The 18,400-nt window shown below is 73.6% G+C and carries 18 protein-coding genes; 16 read left to right on the forward strand and 2 right to left on the reverse strand.

Annotation, left to right across the window (positions count from 1 at the left end):
* Positions 1-909, forward strand: coding sequence for an ABC transporter permease (locus KLI87_RS22595; RefSeq protein WP_214618549.1), 909 nt, complete (start codon positions 1-3; stop codon positions 907-909).
* Here KLI87_RS22595 and KLI87_RS22600 read toward each other — a convergent pair.
* The gene (locus KLI87_RS22600) at positions 899-2,170 is read right to left on the reverse strand and encodes a helix-turn-helix transcriptional regulator (RefSeq protein ID WP_156215859.1); all 1,272 of its coding nucleotides are present in this window, start codon (positions 2,168-2,170) and stop codon (positions 899-901) included. The genes KLI87_RS22595 and KLI87_RS22600 overlap by 11 nt on opposite strands.
* Positions 2,171-2,489: 319 nt before the next feature.
* On the opposite strand from KLI87_RS22600, the gene KLI87_RS22605 reads away from it, so the two are divergent.
* From KLI87_RS22605 to KLI87_RS22670, 14 genes are all read left to right on the forward strand, one after another.
* A complete protein-coding gene (locus KLI87_RS22605; protein ID WP_214618551.1) occupies positions 2,490-4,493 on the forward strand; it encodes a translation factor GTPase family protein in 2,004 nt (667 codons plus the stop codon).
* Between the two features lie 221 nt (positions 4,494-4,714).
* A complete protein-coding gene (locus KLI87_RS22610) occupies positions 4,715-5,392 on the forward strand; it encodes an HAD family phosphatase (RefSeq protein ID WP_214618552.1) in 678 nt (225 codons plus the stop codon).
* A 23-nt stretch (positions 5,393-5,415) separates the two neighbouring features.
* The gene (locus tag KLI87_RS22615) at positions 5,416-6,600 is read left to right on the forward strand and encodes a hypothetical protein (protein ID WP_214618553.1); all 1,185 of its coding nucleotides are present in this window, start codon (positions 5,416-5,418) and stop codon (positions 6,598-6,600) included.
* Positions 6,597-7,334, forward strand: coding sequence for a hypothetical protein (locus tag KLI87_RS22620; protein ID WP_214618554.1), 738 nt, complete (start codon positions 6,597-6,599; stop codon positions 7,332-7,334). The genes KLI87_RS22615 and KLI87_RS22620 overlap by 4 nt, the downstream gene beginning before the upstream one ends.
* A gap of 59 nt (positions 7,335-7,393) precedes the next feature.
* On the forward strand, positions 7,394-8,353 hold the full coding sequence (locus KLI87_RS22625; protein ID WP_214618555.1) for a diiron oxygenase: 960 nt from the start codon (positions 7,394-7,396) through the stop codon (positions 8,351-8,353).
* Complete coding sequence (gene dcd, locus KLI87_RS22630; RefSeq protein WP_214618556.1) at positions 8,350-8,877, forward strand: dCTP deaminase; 528 nt, start codon at positions 8,350-8,352, stop codon at positions 8,875-8,877. Before KLI87_RS22625 ends, dcd begins: the two co-directional genes overlap by 4 nt.
* A complete protein-coding gene (locus tag KLI87_RS22635; protein ID WP_156215865.1) occupies positions 8,874-9,398 on the forward strand; it encodes a deoxycytidine triphosphate deaminase in 525 nt (174 codons plus the stop codon). Before dcd ends, KLI87_RS22635 begins: the two co-directional genes overlap by 4 nt.
* Complete coding sequence (locus tag KLI87_RS22640) at positions 9,395-10,495, forward strand: glycosyltransferase family 4 protein (protein WP_214618557.1); 1,101 nt, start codon at positions 9,395-9,397, stop codon at positions 10,493-10,495. Before KLI87_RS22635 ends, KLI87_RS22640 begins: the two co-directional genes overlap by 4 nt.
* On the forward strand, positions 10,492-10,902 hold the full coding sequence (locus KLI87_RS22645; RefSeq protein WP_214618558.1) for an HIT family protein: 411 nt from the start codon (positions 10,492-10,494) through the stop codon (positions 10,900-10,902). Before KLI87_RS22640 ends, KLI87_RS22645 begins: the two co-directional genes overlap by 4 nt.
* Before the next feature lie 132 nt (positions 10,903-11,034).
* On the forward strand, positions 11,035-11,892 hold the full coding sequence (locus KLI87_RS22650; protein ID WP_214618559.1) for a glycosyltransferase family 2 protein: 858 nt from the start codon (positions 11,035-11,037) through the stop codon (positions 11,890-11,892).
* A gap of 23 nt (positions 11,893-11,915) precedes the next feature.
* The gene (locus KLI87_RS22655; RefSeq protein WP_308166125.1) at positions 11,916-13,079 is read left to right on the forward strand and encodes a glycosyltransferase family A protein; all 1,164 of its coding nucleotides are present in this window, start codon (positions 11,916-11,918) and stop codon (positions 13,077-13,079) included.
* A 35-nt stretch (positions 13,080-13,114) separates the two neighbouring features.
* Positions 13,115-14,098 (forward strand): UDP-glucuronic acid decarboxylase family protein, encoded by a 984-nt coding sequence (locus KLI87_RS22660; protein WP_214618560.1) that lies wholly within the window; start codon positions 13,115-13,117, stop codon positions 14,096-14,098.
* Positions 14,098-14,970, forward strand: a complete 873-nt coding sequence (locus KLI87_RS22665; protein ID WP_214618561.1) for an alpha/beta fold hydrolase — start codon at positions 14,098-14,100, stop codon at positions 14,968-14,970. The genes KLI87_RS22660 and KLI87_RS22665 overlap by 1 nt, the downstream gene beginning before the upstream one ends.
* A gap of 73 nt (positions 14,971-15,043) precedes the next feature.
* Positions 15,044-15,556, forward strand: coding sequence for a hypothetical protein (locus tag KLI87_RS22670; RefSeq protein ID WP_214618562.1), 513 nt, complete (start codon positions 15,044-15,046; stop codon positions 15,554-15,556).
* Here the strand turns inward: KLI87_RS22670 and KLI87_RS22675 are convergent.
* The gene (locus KLI87_RS22675) at positions 15,531-16,805 is read right to left on the reverse strand and encodes an amidohydrolase family protein (RefSeq protein ID WP_173390704.1); all 1,275 of its coding nucleotides are present in this window, start codon (positions 16,803-16,805) and stop codon (positions 15,531-15,533) included. The genes KLI87_RS22670 and KLI87_RS22675 overlap by 26 nt on opposite strands.
* A gap of 388 nt (positions 16,806-17,193) precedes the next feature.
* Here KLI87_RS22675 and KLI87_RS22680 point away from each other — a divergent pair, with 388 nt between their 5' ends.
* A complete protein-coding gene (locus KLI87_RS22680; protein ID WP_214618563.1) occupies positions 17,194-18,339 on the forward strand; it encodes a DUF5753 domain-containing protein in 1,146 nt (381 codons plus the stop codon).
* Positions 18,340-18,400 lie beyond the last annotated feature (61 nt).

Here is an 18,400-nt window from a genome sequence, read left to right on the forward strand (position 1 = left end):
ATGCGCGACGTCCAGGAACTCGTCCAGGGACCGGGGGGACCGCGGCGCGGGGACGCGCGGCGGCCCGACATGCGGGTCACGCGGCACGGCGACCTGCGGCTGACGCGGTGGGCCGACCTGAGGCTGACGCTGCGGATCGTCGCGCTGACCTTCCGCGCCCAGGCCGAGTACCGGGCCGAGTTCCTGCTCAAGGTCGCCTTCGGGGTGGCCTGGCAGGTGTCGATCATCGTGTTCGCGGCGGTGCTGCTCGGCCGCTTCCCCGGGATGGGCGGCTGGCCGAGCGACGCCGTGCTGCTGATCGCGGCGATGCGGATGCTGAGCCACGGGCTGTTCGAGCTGTTCTGCGGGCGCGCCACCGAGCTGTCCACGATCGTCCAGGCGGGCAAGATCGACGCCTACCTGCTGCGGCCGCTGCCGGTGTACCGGCAGGTCCAGCTCTCGATCTTCCCCAGCAACGCGCTCGGCGACCTGCTGGTCGGCGTGTCGATGTTCACCAGCGCGGTCGTCGCCCTCGACACCGCGTGGACCCCGCTGCGCGTCGCCTACGTCGGCGCCGCGGTCGCGGGCGGCGCGCTGATGGAGGGCGCGATCTTCACGCTGCTGTCGGCGCTGCAACTGCGGCTCCCGGCGGGCCTCTCCTGGAGCCGGTGGGTGGAGGAGCTGCTCAGCACCTTCGGCAACTACCCGCTGAAGATCCTGCCGGGGGTGGTCAACGGCGCGTTCACGTTCATCCTGCCGCTGGCGTTCGTCGCCTACTTCCCGGCGGCCACGCTCACCGGCAACACCTCCGGGCTCGGCGTTCCGGCCGCGCTGGCCGCCGCCGCCCCGCTGGCCGGGCTCGCCGGGTTCGTCGGATCACGGCTGCTGTGGAACTTCGCCCTGCGGCACTACACCGGGGTCAACGGCTAGTGCCCGCGCGCGGCCTGGACGCGGCGTCGTGATCGTCGCTCCCGTAGGCGTCGGCGAGGGCCCGCGCCAGACCGCGCCAGACCTCCGCCGCCAGCTCCACGTTCAGCGCCTGCTGCGCCTGCTCGGCCAGCTCGTTCAGCGTGCGGGTGCCCTCCTCGACGTCGCCGCGCAGGATCGCGAGCTGCCCGCGCAGCGCCTGGAACCGGACGCGGTCGCGGAACGACAGCCGCAGGCCCGCCTCGTCGATCCGCGCGCACAGCGTGCGGGCGTCCTCGATCCGGCCCTCCTCGAACGCCAGGTGCGCGCGCAGCGTCACGAGCTGCTGGCGGTGCAGCTCGGTCCCGGTCAGCTCGGTGACCGGCGCGACCTCGTCCAGCATCGCGCGGGCCTGCTCGGTCGCGGCGGGGGAGACCTGGAGGTACAGCGAGGCCGCGGCCAGCCGCAGCCGCAGCCACAGCACGAGGTCCTCGCGCGGGTCGGCGCGGCGCAGCGCGTTCTCCAGCGCGTCGCGCGCCGCCGCGTAGTCGGCCTGCCGGATCGCGACGGTCGCCGACGCCCACAGCGCCCGCACCCACGCGGCGCCGCCGAGCGGCTCGGCGAGCGCGCACCACTGGTCGGCGTGGCCGCGCGCCTCGGCGAGCCGCCCCGCCTCGGCCTCGGCCGACACCAGCACCTGGAGCACCGCGACCTGGTCGGCGACGCCGAGGCCCTCGGCCCGCTGGTAGGCCGCGAGCGCGTGGGCGCGCGCGGCGGCGTTGTCGCCGAGCGTCTGCGCGCACCGCGACAGCCGCGCCCGGGTGCGCACCGACAGCTCCGCGACGCCCATCCGGTCGTTCAGCTCGACCAGTTCCTCCAGCAGCATGCGCTCCTGCTCGTAGCGGCCCTCGGCCGAGCGCAGCCGGGCCAGCAGCCACAGCCCCTGCCAGCGCAGCGCCACGTCGGCGCCCGGCTCGGCGCGCAGCGCCTCGGCCAGCACGTCGGCGAGCGCCTCGGGGTGGCGGTCCTCCTCGGGCGCGGAGGAGACCGCCGCGATGATCTGCGCCAGCGAATGCGGCTCGGAGGTCGCCTCGAAGGCCGCGACCGGCACGCCGAGCCGCGCGGCGAGGAACTCCACGGCGCGCGCCGTCGGCGGCCGCGCCCCCGACTCCAGGCGCGACAGGTAGCCCGTCGACACCCCGCCCTCGGCGACCGCGGCCTGCGTCAGCCCCCGTTCGAGCCGCAGGGCCTTCAAACGCCGACCGAAAGCCGGTTGCTCCAGCATGTCGTCACTCGCAGAACTGATCAGGCGAACGGTTGCGGCGTTCCCCTTCTGATCATCGGTTAGCAGCGGTCAAGGTACACGATGACAACATGATGCCAGAGACTCGCCCGCCGATGGCAGCACCGGACAGGTAGGCCTGACAAGCCCTGACCGCAGGACGGCATATCCGGTTGACGGGAGGGCACCCGTCCTGTTGTCGTTCGGGCAAGGCATCGCGGCGTCCGCCGTGCGTGCGAGCACCGAGGAGGAGTCGAGATGGGGACAAGCGTCATGTCCAGCACACCGGTGATCGTTGCCATCGCGGAGGAGATGACGCTAAGTGAAAAGGCTCAACCTGGGCATCCTCGCCCATGTCGACGCCGGTAAGACGAGCCTGACCGAGAGGCTCCTGCACCACGCCGGGGTGATCGACGAGATCGGACGCGTCGACGACGGCAGCACCCAGACCGACACGCTCGCGCTGGAGCGGCGGCGCGGCATCACGATCCGGTCCGCCGTCGTGTCGTTCACCGTCGGCGGCACCTCGGTCAACCTGATCGACACACCGGGGCACCCCGACTTCATCGCCGAGGTCGAGCGGGCGCTCGGCGTGCTGGACGGCGCGCTGCTGGTCGTGTCCGCCGTCGAGGGCGTCCAGCCGCAGACCCGGGTGCTGTGGCGCGCGCTGCGCCGCCTCGGCGTCCCCGCGCTGGTCTTCGTGAACAAGATCGACCGGCGCGGCGCGGACCCCGAGGGCGTGCTGCGCGGCGTGTCCGAGCGGCTGACGCCGGCGGTCGTCCCGATGGGCGCCGTTTCCGGGGCCGGTTCGCGCGACGCGCGCTTCACCCCGTTCGCCGCCGGCGACCCCGGCTTCACCGCGCGGCTGCTCGACCTGCTCTCCCGCCAGGACGACGACCTGCTGGCCGACTACGTCCAGGACGAGGCCGCCGTCGGCTCCGGGCGGCTGCGCGCCGCGCTCGCCGCGCAGACCGCGCGGGCGGCGGCGCATCCGCTCTACTTCGGCTCGGCGATGACCGGCGCCGGCGTGCCCGCCCTGCTCGACGGGATCACGGGGCTGCTGCCGGGCGCGGGCGGCGACGCGGAGGGGCCGCCGTCCGGGACGGTGTTCAAGGTCGAGCGCGGCCAGGGCGGGGAGAAGATCGCCTACGTCCGCATGTACTCCGGGACGGTGCGCCCGCGCGACCGGATCGGCTTCGGCGCCGCCGACGGCGCCGAGGAGAAGGTCACCGACGTGGGCGTGGTCGATCACGGCGCGGAGGTCCTGCGCGCCCCGGTCACCGCCGGGCGGATCGGCAAGCTGTGGGGTCTCGGCCGCGTGCGGGTCGGCGACCACATCGGGGAGCGGCCCGCCGCGTCCCCTGGCCGCCTCGGCCGGCAGCGCCACTTCCCGCCGCCGACCTTGGAGACCGTCGTCGCGCCGGTGCGCCGCGCCGACCGGGGCGCCCTGCACGCCGCCCTCACCCGGCTCGCCGAGCAGGACCCGCTGATCAACCTGCGCGAGGACGGGCCGGGCGAGATGTCGCTGCTGCTTTACGGCGAGGTGCAGAAAGAGGTGCTCCAGGCGACGCTGCTCGACGAATTCGGCGTGCGGGTCGCCTTCCGGGAGTCGACCACGATCTGCGTCGAGCGGCCGGTCGGCGCGGGCGCGGCGGACGAGGCGATCGGCGTGGACCCCAATCCCTTTCTCGCGACCGTCGGGCTGCGCGTGCGGCCCGCTCCGCCCGGCACCGGCGTGCGGTTCGGGCTGGAGGTCGAACTCGGCGCGATGCCGCCCACGTTCTTCCGCGCGGTGGAGGAGAGCGTCACCGAGACGCTCCGCCAGGGCCTGCGCGGATGGCAGGTCGTCGACTGCGCCGTTTCGATGACGCATTGCGGGTACTGGGCGCGCCAGAGCCATTCCCACGGAACCTTCGACAAGAGCATGTCGAGCACCGCCGGAGATTTCCGCAACCTGACACCGCTGGTTCTCATGAGCGCCCTGAAACAGGCGGGGACACGGGTGCACGAGCCGCTGCACGGGTTCAGCATCGAGACCCCGGCGAGCACGGTGCGGGCGCTGCTGCCGGTCCTCGCGCAGTTGCGGGCCGTCCCGCGGGACCACCGGACCAGGGGCGGGACGTGCCTGCTCGACGGCACGATCCCGGCGGCGCGGGTGCACGAGCTGCAGCGGCGGCTGCCCGGCCTGACGCACGGGGAGGGCGTCCTCGAATCGGCCTTCGAGCGCTACGAGCCGGTGCGCGGGGAGCCGCCGAGCCGCCCGCGCTCCGGCGTGGATCCGCTCGACCGCGAGGAGTACCTGCTGCATGTGGTCCGGCGCGTCTGACAGCTCACTGCCATTGCCCCATGCTGCCGCCGCCGCACGCTAGCCGCCTTTCTCGGGGGTCGTGCACGCTGTAACCGGAACGCCCGCCGCGTGCCGTACGCTCGGCGGCGCGAATCTTCTCCATGCACGCCGTTGGAAGGGAATTTCAGGGCGGATGGATCGCTGATATGAACCTCACCGGAATCGCTCCTGCCATTGACCAGGCGATCACCGTCGGAGGCGTGGGCGGCGTACAGGCCGTCGTCTTCGACTTCAACGGGACGATCACGGATGACGATGAGTTCCAATTCATCGTCTACGCCGAAACCGTCGCCGCGAAAATGGAGGCCGAACTCGACCGCGCCTTCTTCTTCGGGCTGCGGGGCCTCAACGACCCCGACATGTTCCGCGCGATGCATGCCCACCACGTCGGCGGGGCGCCGTCGCCGGAGTTCGTCGAGACGCTCTGCCGGGACCGCCTCGACCGCTATGTCGCGCGCGTCCGCTCCATCTCCCCGGTGCGGCCGGACGCGGCGGCCTTCGTCCGCGCGCTGGCCGCGCGCGCCCCGCACGTCCCCCTCGCCGTCGTCACCGGCGCGCCCCGCGCCGAGGCCGCGCCCGTGCTCGCCGCCGAGGGGCTGCTCGGCCTGTTCGCCACGGTCGTCACCGCCGAGGACGTCGCGCACGGCAAACCCGACCCCGAGGGATTCCTGGCGGCGCTCGCGACGCTCCGCGCGGACCGGCCGTGGCTGCGCGCCGACGAGGTCCTCGTCTTCGAGGACGCGGCGGTCGGGATCACCGCCGCGCGCCGCGCCGGGATGCGCTGCATAGGCGTCCACCTCCAGGGGCCGGAGGCGGGCGCGGACGCCGACGAGGTCCACGACGTCATGGGCCCGCACCTGCTGTACCCCACCGCCTGAACGGACCCCACATCGAGAAGGAGGTGGACGACATGCAGGTCAGCATGCAGGTCAGCGTCGCGGTGATGTACCACCCGAGCCGGGAGCGCAGCGCGCGGGCCGTCGCGCGCGGGTGCGCGGAGCTGTCGCCGATCCTGGTCCCCGACCCCGACCCCGGCGGGCCGCCGAGCCCGCTGCGCACCGCCAAGCGCGCCTGGGCCGCCTGCCCGCCCGGTGCCACGCACCACCTGGTCCTCCAGGACGACGTCGTCCTCGCCGCGGACTTCGTGACCCAGCTGACCGGCGCGGTGCGGCTGCGCCCGGCCCACGCGGTCGCGCTCTACGCCAACCGCAACAGCGTCCGCAACTCCTACCTGCTGCGGCGCGCGGCGGCGCTCGGCTCCCGGTGGGCGCCGCTGTCGCGGCACGAGTACACGCCCACCCTCGGCCTGCTGCTCCCCGCCGAGCACGCGCGGGCGCTGGCGGAGTACCTGCGCGCGTTCCCCGACGACTACCGCGACGACGACGAGGCCGTGACGGTGTTCTGCCGCGAGCGCGGCGTGCCCGCCGTCGGCACGGTGCCGAGCCTGATCGACCACGGCGACCTGCCGAGCGTCGCGGGCAACGGCACCCACGGCACCCGGCACGCGGCGGTGTTCGCCGACCACGCCGGGGTGGACGCGGGCTACTGGAACGGCGCCGAGGCCGCCGGCGCGCCCGGCGCGCGGGCCCTGCTCCCGCACACGCTGGAACTGCACGACTCGCGGTGCCTGATCCGGTTCGCGCGTCCCGCGGCCGGGGAGCCGGTCGACTCGCTGTTCGGCTGGTACTGGCACGACTGGTGCGAGCTGCTCGGCGCGTCGCCCGAGGCCGTCCTCGCCGGATGGGCCGAGCACATGGAGGGCGGCGACGCCTACGCGTCGATGGGCGTCGCCGACGCGATGGTGTTCCCGGTCGAGGCCGCGCTGGAGGTCTGGGCCGCCGGGTACCTGCTCGGCGTCGACGTCTCCGCCGACCCCGACGCGGCGGTGCCGGAGGTCTCGCCGGTGTTCCGCCGCTCGGTCGAGACCTGGCTGGACGCGGGGCTCGCCGAACCCGACCGGGAGCGGCTGGACGCGGCCGGACGCGCCGGGCTGGTCGAGACGTGCCTCGCGGGGTTCCGCGCGGGCGTCCTCGCCGGTCTGGCACCGGCCGCGCCCGCCGACCTGTGCGGGATCGAGGCGCCATGACCGCGCGCTCCCCGTTCGCGGCGGCGGCGACGGTGGCGGCGATGGCGGCGCGGGAGGCCGCCGCGCTGACGCTCGTCCCGGATCTGCGGGTCAGGACCGACGGCCCCGACCCGGAGATCCTCTTCCGTCCCGTCGACTGCCCGTGGTGCGGGGCCGCGGCCCCGTGCCCGCCGCCGATGCGCGAGATCGCGTTCACCGGCGACCGCGCGCTGCCCCGGCTGTCGCTGCTGGCCTGCGAGGAGGTGACCGCGAGGTCGCTGCTCGCGCTCACGCTGATCCGCTCCGCCGAGGCGTCCGCCCCGCCGAGGTTCGTCACGCGGGGTGTGTTCTGGGCGCGGACGGTCGGCACCGGCCCGATCGAGGACCTCGGTTCCGGTCTCGCCCTCCTCGACGCCGCGGAACGCTGGTTCGACGATCTGCTCCCCGCGTTCCGCTCCGGCCCCCCGAGGCGGGACGACCTCCCACACCTCCCGTACCCCCCGGAACCGCTTGATGGCGCACACTGGACGCACCCGGGTGACGCGCCGCTCCCGGTGTCCGTCCGCGCCGCGCGCCCGGCGCCGGACGGACGGCGCGCCGGGACGGTCGCCTCGTCGCGCCGGAGCCTGCACTTCCTCTCCCCGCACGCGCGGGGGGAGTCCGCCGCGCGGCTCAACCACGCCTACCTGTCGGCACGGGCGGACGCGGTGCGCGCCGCCCTGACCGTCCGAGACCACCCAGCCCTCGCCGTCTGACCCGTTGTCCGCCCTCGACCTCAGGTACCGCACACCAGGAGTGAATGAGGAGCACCGACATGACGATCACGTCCGACGCGCCAGGTCCGGCCGGCTCCGGCCCGGACACCCTCCGGCGGCTCGTCGCGGCCTGGCCGCGCCGCGCGACCATCCGCACGGACCTGGACAAGGTGACCGACCCGGGGCCCTACGACCCCGCCCTGATGGACTACCCCGTCTCCCTGCTGCCGTTCGCGGGGCATCCGAGCTACCTGGCCGCGTCCGACGAGCAGCGCCTCCAGGTCAACACCCTCGCCTGGCTCGCCTACAACGAGCGTGTCATCGCGGCGGAGGAGCACGTCGCCAACCCCACCTTCGAGAAGCTCTCGCACGGCGTGTTCCCGGGCGCGGACGGCGTCGACGCCCGGGAGGCCATCCAGCAGTCGCACATCGACGAGGTGTGGCACACCTACATGCACATGCTGGCGATGCAGCGCAGCCGCGAGGCCCGCCGGGTGACCGCCGAGCCGGACGACTACCTCCACCCGGTCACCAACCGCAGGCTGTACAGGCTGGCGGACGAGGCGTCCGAGCAGTGGGAGCGCGACCTGCTCTACCTGCTGTGGACGGTCGTCGGCGAGGTCAGCATCAACGCCTTCCTCGACCTCGTCGCCGGCGACCGGACGATCCAGCCGGGCCACGCGCTCATCGCCCGCCTGCACGCCCGCGACGAGGCCGCGCACGGGCCGATCCTCGCCGAGGTGATGAAGGACGTGTTCGTCCACCTCAACGCGGCGCAGCGGGAGGTGCTGGTCCGGCGGCTGCCCGAGGCCGTCACCGCGTTCGGCGCGGAGGACTACGAGCTGTGGCTGCGCATCCTGGACTTCGCCGGGTTCGCCGACGCGCGGGCGATCGTCGAGGACAGCCGCGCGCTGCCCGGCGCGGAGCTGATGCTGACCGACTTCGCGCCGATCCAGCGGCTGATCCGCGAGCTCGGCGTCGACGACCGGGTGGACCTCGACCTGCCGGCGCCGTCATGATCCTCACCGGCCCGGAGATCACCGAGGCCGCGGCGGACGGCCGGATCACGATCTCCCCGTTCGTCCCCGAGCAGGTCAACCCCAACAGCTACAACGTCCGGCTGGGCGAGACGCTGCTGGCCTACACCGACGAGGTCATCGACCCCTACCGCTCGAACCCGACCAGCGCCGTGAAGCTCGGCGAGGAGGGCCACGTGCTGCGGCCCGACCAGCTCTACCTCGGCCACACGGTCGAGAGCGTCGGGTCGGAGGTCTACGTCCCGCTGCTGTTCGGCCGCTCCTCGGTCGGCCGGCTCGGGCTGTTCGTGGAGATCACCGCGCCGATCGGCGACATCGGGTTCGTCGGGCAGTGGACGCTGATGCTCTCGCCGGTCCGCCCGCTGCGCGTGTACCCGGGGATGAAGATCGGCCAGATCATGTTCTTCGTCTCGCTGGGGCGGATCGACCTCTACGACGGGAAGTACCAGGGCTCCGAGGGCCCGCAGGCGTCCCGGTACTGGGCGGACCGGATGGCCCTTCCATGATCCTCACCGGACCGGCGATCCGCGCGGCCGTCCGGCTCGGTGACATCGTCATCGACCCGTTCGATCCCGCGCGGGTCTCGCCGAACGCCTACGACTGGCGGCTCGGCGACACGATCCGGGTCTGCGAGGTCGACCTGGACGCGGCCGCCTCCACCGAGCTGCCCGAGCAGGTCATCCCGCCCGAGGGCATGGTGCTGCTGCCGGGCCGCCTCTACCTCGGCATCACGCACGAGCGCACCGGGTCCGAGCGGTACGCGCAGCTGCTGAACGGCGACCACACGACCGGCGGGCTCGGCATCTGGGTGCACGTGTCCGCGCCGCTCGGGCACGTCGGCCACGCGATCCGCTGGACGCTGGAGATCCGGGTGGCGCGCCCCGTCCGGGTCTACCCCCGGATGACCTTCGGGAAGGTCGTCTTCCTGGCGGCGCACGGGTCGCGGCTCAGCTACCAGCAGGTCGCGGCCAAGTACGCGCGGTCGGACGGCATCGACATCTCCCACCTGTACCGGGAGCTCCAATGAGAGTGATCACCGGGGTCGACCTGCCGCCGGACAGCCCCGGCGGCAGCGTCGAACTCCTCCGCGACCTCTACCTCGGCCCGGACCGCCCGATCCGCGCGGACGTGTTCATGCTGGGCGACCCAGGCGACCCGGGCGACCCGGGCGACGCGGGCGGGAGCGATCCGGCGTTGCTGGCGGTCGGGGGCAAATGCCTGGACGGCCCCGACTTCTGGCGCTACGTGGACGACCTCGCCGGGGCCGTGCGGCGCCGGTTCGGGCCCGCCGGGCACGGGGTGCTGCACCTCCAGCACCTCGCGTTCGGCGCGACGCCCGCGCTGCTGCGCGCGTTCCCGGACCGGCCGAGCCTCGCGCTCGTCCACGGGACGGACCTGCTGTTCGCCGCGGACCACCCGACGCAGGGCGAGGTGCTCCGCGAGGCGGCCGCCGCCGCGCACGCCATCGTCGTGCCGACCCTGGCCATGGCCGACCTGCTGCACAACCTGGCGCCGGGGGTGGTGCGCCGCGTCGAGCACGTCCCGTGGGGCGTCCCCGACCACCTGCTCGCCGCGCCGCCCGAGCGCGAGCCCGCCGAGCCCGGCCTGCCGCGGCTGCTGTACGCGGGCCGGCTCACGGCGGAGAAGGGCGTCGAGACGCTGATCGTGGACGGCGCGCGCCTCGAAGGCGTCGCGGTGTCGGTCGCGGCCCCGGCGGCGCAGTTCGCGGCGCTGCGCGACCGGCACGACCTGTCCGGCGTCCGCTACCTGGGCTGGCTGCCCCGGCCCGCGCTGTGGCGGACGTTCGCGCGGCACGACCTGCTGCTCGTCCCCTCCACCCGGCTGGAGGCGTTCGGGCTGGTGGCCGTCGAGGCGCAGGCGTGCGGGCTGCCGGTGCTCTACCAGCCGGTGCCGGGCCTGGCGGAGGTGCTGGGGGACAGCGCCGTCGCGGTGGACTTCACCGACCCGGCCGGCCTGGCGAACACCGTCGCGTGGCTGCGCCGGGACGAGGCCGCGCTCGCCGACCTGCGGGCGGCCGGGCGCCGCAACGCGGCCCGGTTCGCGCTGTCGCGGACGGCGGCGGAGCTGGCCCGGCTGTCCGCCGCGATCGGGGGAGGGCCATGACCGGCGGCTGCGTCTTCTGCGCGATCATCGCGCGCCGGGAGCCCGCCGCGCTCCTGTACGAGGACGAGCTGACGCTGGCCTTCCTCGACATCACCGCCGTCACCGAGGGGCACACGCTGGTGATCCCCCGGCCGCACCGCGCCGACCTGTGGGAGATCGAGGAGGAGCTGGCGGCGGCGGTCGCGCGGACCGTCCACCGCATGGCGCGGCGCATCCGCGACGTCCTGGAGCCGGACGGCCTGACGCTCTTCCAGGCGAACCGGGACGCGGGCTGGCAGGACGTGTTCCACCTGCACGTCCACCTGGTGCCGCGCGCCGCCGGCGACCGGCTGACCAGGCCGTGGACGGCGGCGCCCGTCCCGCTGGAGACGCTGGCGGCGACCCGCGACCGCCTCGGCCTGCTCTGAACCCGAATGCTCGGCATATAGTTGCCAATCTATTGCCAAAAGTTGCCTTGCCTGGCACCATGAGGGCAGTGGGACATGTCCGTGCCGCGCCCCCCGCATGAGCCGGGGGGTGCCCCCGAGGAGGATGACCCGATGCCGCTGGACCCGATATCGGTGGTGACGCTCACCCGCCGCCGCCCGGAGATGCTCCGCCGCGCGATGGACTCGGTACGCGCCCAGGACTACGAGGGCGAGATCGAGCACGTCATCGTCATCGACGACGACGCGGACTCGGTGCCCACCGCCGAGCAGGCGCCGTCCCGGCCGGGGCTGCGGGTCGTGCCGCACCTGGTCCGCCGTCCCGCCGAGGAGGTCGGGCTGCCGCACGAGCGCCGCTACACCTATCCGCGTCAGGCGCGGCTGTTCAACGAGGGCGCCCGCACGGCCTCCACCCCGTGGGTCGCCTACCTCGACGACGACAACGAGTACGAGCCCGACCACCTGCGCACGCTGATGCGGACCGCCCGCGCGAGCGGCGCCCGCGCCGTCCACTCCGGCCGCAAGATGCTGTTCCCCGACGGCTCGCCCTACCTCGACGAGCTGTGGCACACCGCGCGCCACCGCGACCTCGACGAGGCCGCCCGCATCTACAACATGATGTGCGACCGCGGCGTCTGGATCCGCGGCACCAACCACCTGATGGACCGCGCCGACCCCGTCCGGCGCGAGACCTGGCGCCCGAGCACCGTGATCGAGCCCGGCGACCCCGTCTACCTGGTCGACCAGAGCTCCTGGCTGATCCGGCGGGACGTCCTCATGGACCACCCGATCCCCGAGACCTACAGCGAGGAGGACCACGCCAACAACATGGCGCCCGACGACAAGCTCCTCCAGGTCCTGCTCAACAACGAGGTCGGGATCGTCCCGACGGGGCTGCCCACCGTCCGCTACTACCTCGGCGGCGTGTCCAACCTGATCGAGACCCCGGCCGCGCCCGCCGCCGCCGGGTGAGGCCGTCGCGGCGAGGAGGGGCAGTGGACCGCACAGGCGCGGTGGACCGCGAGGAACCCGTGGACATCAGCATCGTCATCCCGTTCAAGCAGCGCCCGCGGACGCTGGAGATCGTCCTCGCCTCGCTCGCGGAGCAGACGATGGAGCGTTCTCGGTTCGAGGTCGTCGTCGGCGCGCTGGAGTACTCGACCGGGTACGTCGCGCTCTGCGCCCGCTTCGCCGACCGCCTCACGATCCGCTCCGTGCTGTCGGACGAGCCGTGGAACGTCAGCCGGGCCCGCAACCTCGCGATCCGGCAGGCGTCCGGCCGGGTGATCGTCACCCTGGACGCCGACGTGGCGCTCCCCGCCGCGACGCTGGAGAACCTCTACGAGCGCTATTTCGCGAAAGAGGACGAGATCTGCGTCCTCGGCCAGTCCATCGGGTACAGCAGCCGCCGGTCCGGCGGCGACGAGCTGGAACCCTTCGACCACTACCGGAAGGTGCTCGCGGACCTGGACCCGCGCGAGGCCCCGCCGGATCCGCGCCGCCGCGTGGACCCGGTCGTCCTGCCCTGGACGCTCGTCTGGTCGGGCTTCGTGGCGCTGCCCGCCGCGCTCGTCCGGGCCCACGGCCTGCTCTTCGACGAGGGGTTCCGGGGCTGGGGGATCGAGGACCAGGAGTGGGGCTACCGGATCCAGGCGACCGGCACCCCGATCACGATGGCACCGGACGTCTTCGGCCTGCACCTGCCCCATCCCCGCGACAACGCCGCCAACACCGTCAGCTTCGACGGCAACGGCACCTACTTCCTCTCCAAATGGCCGTCCCTGGACGTCGAGTCGTTCCGCGCCTTCGGCATGTACGAGGCGAACGAGCGCTATCTCGACCTCGCGGAGAGCGTGCGCCGCTGCGTCCCCGCCGGACGCGTCCCCGGCGTCGTGCGCGGCCCCTCCAAGGGCACCGACCTCCTCGTGATCGGTGCCGAACTCGACGCGGACGGCGCCGTCCGCGACCCCGCCGTCACCGCGATGTTCGACGGCCCCGCCGAGGCGTCGCCGCTGGTCGGCCTCGCCCTTCCCCACCCGGACGGCGGCGTGGACGGGTGCGTGGTCCTGCCGCCCGTCGCGCGGCTGGGCGAGCCCTACCGGGACGCGGTCCTCCGCGAGGCCCGGCGGGTCTCCCGGGGCCCCGTCACCTGCGTGTGAACGCCGCGTCCTTCCGCATCACGAAAGGAGCGTCAATGCGCGTTGTCGTCACCGGCGGCGCCGGGTTCCTCGGCTCGCACCTGTGCGAGGCCCTGCTGGAACGCGGCGACCAGGTCGTGTGCGTGGACGACCTCAGCACCGGAAAGCTCTCCAACATCGAATCCCTCATCGCCGACCCGTCCTTCGTCTTCGTCGAACGCGACGTCGCACTCGGGCTGGACATCGACTACTCCGTGGACGCCGTCGCCCACCTGGCGAGCCCCGCCTCCCCGCCCGACTACCTCCTGCGCCCGTTGCAGACCCTGAGGACGTGCAGCCGCGGCACCGAGCACGCCGTCTCGCTCGCGAAGCGGCACGGGGCCCGTTTCGTCCTCGCCTCCACCAGCGAGGTCTACGGAAGCCCCGCCCTGCATCCCCAGCCCGAGGAGTACTGGGGCAACGTCAACCCGATCGGGCCGCGCAGCGTGTACGACGAGGGGAAGCGCTACGCCGAGGCGCTCACGTCGGCGTTCCGCCGCGCCCACGACGTCGACACCGGGATCGTCCGCATCTTCAACACCTACGGCCCCCGCATGGACGCGGGCGACGGCCGGGTCGTCTCCACGTTCATCTCCCAGGCGCTGGCGGGGGAGCCCCTCACCGTCCACGGCGACGGCTCCCAGACCCGGAGCTTCTGCTACGTGGACGACCTCGTCCGCGGCCTGCTCTCCATGATCGACTCGACCGAGCCGGGCCCGGTCAACCTCGGCAACCCGCAGGAGTACTCCGTGCTGGAGCTGGCGTCGATCGTCCGCCGGATGACCGGTTCGACCTCGCCGATCCGCCACCACGGGCTCCCGCAGGACGACCCGCCCCGCCGCCGTCCCGTCATCGAACGCGCCGCGCAGTCGCTCGGCTGGTCGCCCAAGACCGACATCGAGGACGGTATAGAACGCACGATCACCTGGTTCCTGGACGAGGGCGGCGCCCGGCGGCCCCGGCGGGCCGCGACCGCCGACCGAGCCCCCATCATGGAGTGATGTTCGAGGGCTTCACCGAGTTCGACATCACCACGACCGGCACGACGATCCACGGACGCCGGGGCGGCGACGGCCCCCCGGTCCTCCTCCTGCACGGCATCCCCGAGACCCACCTGATGTGGCACCGCGTGGCGCCCGCGCTCGCCGAACGCCACACCGTCGTCGCCACCGACCTGCGCGGATACGGCGACAGCGGGACGCCGCCGAGCACACCCGACCACGCCCCCTACGCCATGCGCGAGATCGCCCGCGACCAGGTCGAGGTCATGCGCGCCCTGGGCTTCGACCGGTTCGGCGTGGTCGGGCACGACCGCGGCGCGCGCTGCGCCTACCGGATGGCGCTGGACCACCCCGCCGCCGTCGACCGCCTGGCCGTGCTCGACATCGTCCCGACCGGCGAGGCGTTCGGCCGCGCCGACATGGACTTCAGCCTGGGCTACTGGGTGTGGTCGTTCCTGGCGGCGCCCGCACCCGTCCCCGAGCGGCTGATCGCGGGCGCGCCCGAGACCTTCGTCGACCACATGCTGGATTCCTGGTCGGACGCGCCGGACGCCTTCCCCGCCGCCGTCCGCGCCGAGTACGCCGCGAGGTTCCGCGACCCCGCGACCGTCCACGCCATCTGCGAGGAGTACCGCGCCGCCGCCACCCTCGACCACCGCCACGACGAGGCCGACCGGGGCACGAACCGCATCGCCTGCCCCGTCCTCGCCCTCTGGAGCGCGACCGGGGCCGTGGCCGCCTGGTACGACCCGCTGGAGATCTGGCGGACCTGGGCCGACGACGTCCGGGGGGCCGCGCTCCCGTGCGGCCACTTCCTCCCGGAGGAGGCCCCGGCCGAGACCGCCCGCCACCTCCTGGACTTCCTCGGCTGAGCGCGGCGGCGCGGCGAGCCGCCCGACCATGATCGGTTCGCTGGCCGGCGTGCCGTTCTGGTGTGCTTCGTCCGTGACCGTCGCCACCACCGCCCCGCCCGCCACCGACACCGACCCCTCAGGCCGGCGGGTGGTCGTGACGGTCGTCGCGGTCCAACTCGCCGCGTGCCTCGGCTTCTTCGCGGTGACGGCGCACCTCGTCGCGCACCTCAGGCACGACCTCGGCCTGCTCGCCGGGACGGTCGGGCTGGTCCTCGGCGTGCGGGTCGGCCTCCAGTACGCGCTCCTGCCGCCGGTCGGCGCGGTCACCGACCGGCTCGGCGCCCGCCGGACCGGCGCGATCGCCTGCGCCGTGCGCGCGCTCGGCTTCGTCCTGCTCGGCGGCGCCGGGACCGTGGGCGCGCTGCTGGTCGCGGCGGTCTTCCTCGCCGTCGGCGGCGCCGCCTTCGCCGGAGACCTGGTGATCGGCCGCCTGTTCGACCTCGGCTCGACGGCGGCGACGCTGGCGCTCACCGGGGTCGGCGTGTCCGCGTTCGGCGCACGCGGCCCGGGGGCCGGGCCTAGGGCAGGGGGGCGCGCTCCCTGAGGCGCGCGATCGCCTCGGCCGCCTGGCCGAGGAGGGGGGCGTCGTCGGTCAGAGGGCGGCCGTTCCGGACCAGCGTGCGGCCGTCCACCAGGACGGTGTCCACGTGGGCGCGATCCATTTGCAGGACGACCGTGCTGTAGGGATCCAGGACGGGGGCGACGTCGGCGCGGGAGGCACGCAGGACCAGCAGGTCGGCGCGCTTGCCCGGGGTCAGCGAGCCGGTGCGCTCGCCCAGGCCGAGGACGCGGGCCCCGGCGAGGGTCGCCATGCGCAGGACGTCCCGCACCGACAGGCCGGGCCGGTCGTGGACGCCGTGCTCCGCGTGCCGTCCCGCCTGGTAGGCCGCGCGCATCTGGGTGAACATGTCGGCGGGCACCGTGACCTCGACGTCGGTGCTGAGCGTGATCGGGACGTGGTGGCGGGCTGACGTCATCGGGTAGCCGTGGCCCATCGTCAACTCGACGGCGGGCGAGACGGAGACGCCGCCGCCGGAGTCGGCGATGATCGCCAGCTCGCCCTCGTCCACCCCGTTGGCGTGGATGAACGTGGTTCCGGGGACGAGCGCGCCGATGTCGCGCAGCCGCGCGACCGACTTGCCCACCGAGAGGTGCCGGGCGGCGCGCAGGCCGAGGTCGCGGGCGAGCCCGGCGTTGCGGCGCTCGACGTCGTCGTCGCCTCCCTCGGTGACCAGGGCCATGGTGACCAGGCCGTTCGCGGCGGGCAGGAGGTCGGCGCGGACGCGGCGCACGTCGCCGGGCAGCGCGAAGCCGTCCCGCATCAGGCCCGGGAAGCTCCGGCCGTAGGCGAACACGGTGCGGACGCCGGATTCGAGGTGCGCGGCGATGACCGCGTCGGTGATCTCCGGGCTCTCCTGCACGTTCGAGACGTCCTGGACGGTGGTGATCCCCGACGCGAGCGCGGCGCGGGCGCTGAGCAGGGTGCCGAGGTGGAGGTCGCGCGGGCCGAGGGCGGGCGCGAGCCGTCCGAGGACGTCGGACAGGTAGTCGTCCAGGCTGTGGCCCGGCGCGATGCCTCTGAGCAGCGCCTCCCACATGTGCCGGTGGGAGTCGACGAAGCCCGGCAGCAGGATCCCGTCCGGGAGGTCGACCACCTCGGTCCCGGAGGGCGGGACGACGGTCGCGCCGACGGCGCCGATGCGGTCGCCCTCGACCAGGACCTGTCCGGGGGAGTGGTCCCCGACGCTGGAATCCATGGAGAGGACGTGCGCGGCACGGAACAGGGTGGGCATGGGGGATCTCCTCCGGTTCGCGTCAGGGAAGCCACAGGTGCGCCCGGCGGCGGGATGATCCCGGCGCCGCCGCACCGGTTGCTCATAGAAGGCATTTCCCTCCATTTCAACAGTGCCGCGGGTGCGTCAGCATCGGGTTCCCCACAATGCCGGACGACCCTCGTGTGGTTAGGAGAATTACCGGCTTTCGGACACATTCGGATATACCCGAGAGTATCCGAATCGCGTCCGAGGATGACCGGCCTGCGGTGAACGACGGGGCGGGCTACCCTGAGCGGGCAGTGGCGGGACGCCGCACCCGATCGGGATGAATTGCGTCGTGTGACATAACTCGTGGCGACCCCACTGGGATCATGTCAGCGACGGCCGGCGCACGGACGCGGCGACGATGAAACGGATCGACGACATGCCGGACGACCATCGTGGAAACGGATACGAGACGGTGATCGCCGCCCTGGCGTACAACCGATATCTCGCGGGCAGACCCTCCTACTACGAGATCGCGAGGGTGTCGTCGAAGCTGGCCCAGCGCCCGCTTCCGGTGCGCGGCGTCACCGTCGGGCACCTGCCGAAATCGAGCGCGCACGAGCTCATGCAGGGCAAATACTCGCGCATTCGCCGGTGGGATCTGGTGGCGTCGCTGTGGGCCACGCTCGCGGAGATCGCCGAGCGGCGCGGCGCGGACGGCCCCGAGCCGATCACGCTGGAGGAGCTGCGCCTGCACCATGACGCGGTGGGCAGGCCACCGCGCCCCCGACCGGCTCCGGCGGCCGGGGTCGCCGGTGTCGCCGAGGGGGCACGGGCCCGCCTCGCCCCGCCCGCGCCCCCGCCCGCCTGCGACGCCCTGCCGGGCCCCGGCGCCCGGATGGCCGTCGCCCGCCTCCGGCTCCTCGCCGAGGCCAGGCGGCGCGGCGGACCGGCGTGGTGGCGGCCCTACGGCGACGTCGTCCTCGGCCACGAGGAGATCCGCCTCACACTGGAGCCGGAGCTGAGCGTGATCCGGATCTACGCCCCCGACCGCGTCCCCGAGCTGCTGCGGACCGCGTACTACGCGCACGAGATGGCGGGCGCCGACCTCCCCGGCGCGAGCCGGAGGCGGCGCGAGCGGAGGGTCGAGCTGTGCCGCCGGCGCCAGGAGATCCTGCACCGGCCCGACCCGCCTCAGCTCTGGGTGCTGCTGGACGAGCGGGCGCTGCGCACGACGCCCGGCGGCTCGTTCATGATGCGCGGCCAACTCGCCCGGCTCATCGAACTCGCGCGCCTTCGGCATATCACCCTTCAATTGGTTCCGGCGAAATCGGCCGAGCACGCGGTGACCGAGGGCCCTATCACCATCATGCAGCTTCCCGAACGGCACCATCCGTATCTCGTCTACATCGAGCATCCCGCGTACGGGCTTTATCCGCACGAATCAAATGACGTCGACTATTTCGTGCACGCGTTCGGCCGGCTCGCGATCTCCGCGTGGCCGGAGGAGGAGACGGTCGAACGCCTGCGCCGCATGCTGGACAGGCCCTGGGCGACGGACGGGTAACCGTTTCCCCCGCATCGGCGATCTGGTCTGATGGGTGCTGAGCCTCCGCACCCCCGGCGCC

It is taken from the genome of Actinomadura sp. NEAU-AAG7 (assembly GCF_018603865.1).
Taxonomy (GTDB): domain Bacteria; phylum Actinomycetota; class Actinomycetes; order Streptosporangiales; family Streptosporangiaceae; genus Spirillospora; species Spirillospora litoris.

Excerpts from the sequence above, each read along its gene's own strand:
- KLI87_RS22660 (WP_214618560.1), top strand. The coding sequence starts at position 13,115 with ATGCGCGTTGTCGTCACCGGCGGCGCCGGGTTCCTCGGCTCGCACCTG.
- KLI87_RS22640 (WP_214618557.1), top strand. The coding sequence starts at position 9,395 with ATGAGAGTGATCACCGGGGTCGACCTGCCGCCGGACAGCCCCGGCGGC.
- KLI87_RS22665 (WP_214618561.1), top strand. The coding sequence starts at position 14,098 with ATGTTCGAGGGCTTCACCGAGTTCGACATCACCACGACCGGCACGACG.
- dcd (WP_214618556.1), top strand. The coding sequence starts at position 8,350 with ATGATCCTCACCGGCCCGGAGATCACCGAGGCCGCGGCGGACGGCCGG.
- KLI87_RS22595 (WP_214618549.1), top strand. The coding sequence starts at position 1 with ATGCGCGACGTCCAGGAACTCGTCCAGGGACCGGGGGGACCGCGGCGC.
- KLI87_RS22600 (WP_156215859.1), bottom strand. The coding sequence starts at position 2,170 with ATGCTGGAGCAACCGGCTTTCGGTCGGCGTTTGAAGGCCCTGCGGCTC.
- KLI87_RS22650 (WP_214618559.1), top strand. The coding sequence starts at position 11,035 with ATGCCGCTGGACCCGATATCGGTGGTGACGCTCACCCGCCGCCGCCCG.
- KLI87_RS22675 (WP_173390704.1), bottom strand. The coding sequence starts at position 16,805 with ATGCCCACCCTGTTCCGTGCCGCGCACGTCCTCTCCATGGATTCCAGC.
- KLI87_RS22635 (WP_156215865.1), top strand. The coding sequence starts at position 8,874 with ATGATCCTCACCGGACCGGCGATCCGCGCGGCCGTCCGGCTCGGTGAC.
- KLI87_RS22680 (WP_214618563.1), top strand. The coding sequence starts at position 17,194 with ATGAAACGGATCGACGACATGCCGGACGACCATCGTGGAAACGGATAC.
- KLI87_RS22625 (WP_214618555.1), top strand. The coding sequence starts at position 7,394 with ATGACGATCACGTCCGACGCGCCAGGTCCGGCCGGCTCCGGCCCGGAC.
- KLI87_RS22620 (WP_214618554.1), top strand. The coding sequence starts at position 6,597 with ATGACCGCGCGCTCCCCGTTCGCGGCGGCGGCGACGGTGGCGGCGATG.
- KLI87_RS22645 (WP_214618558.1), top strand. The coding sequence starts at position 10,492 with ATGACCGGCGGCTGCGTCTTCTGCGCGATCATCGCGCGCCGGGAGCCC.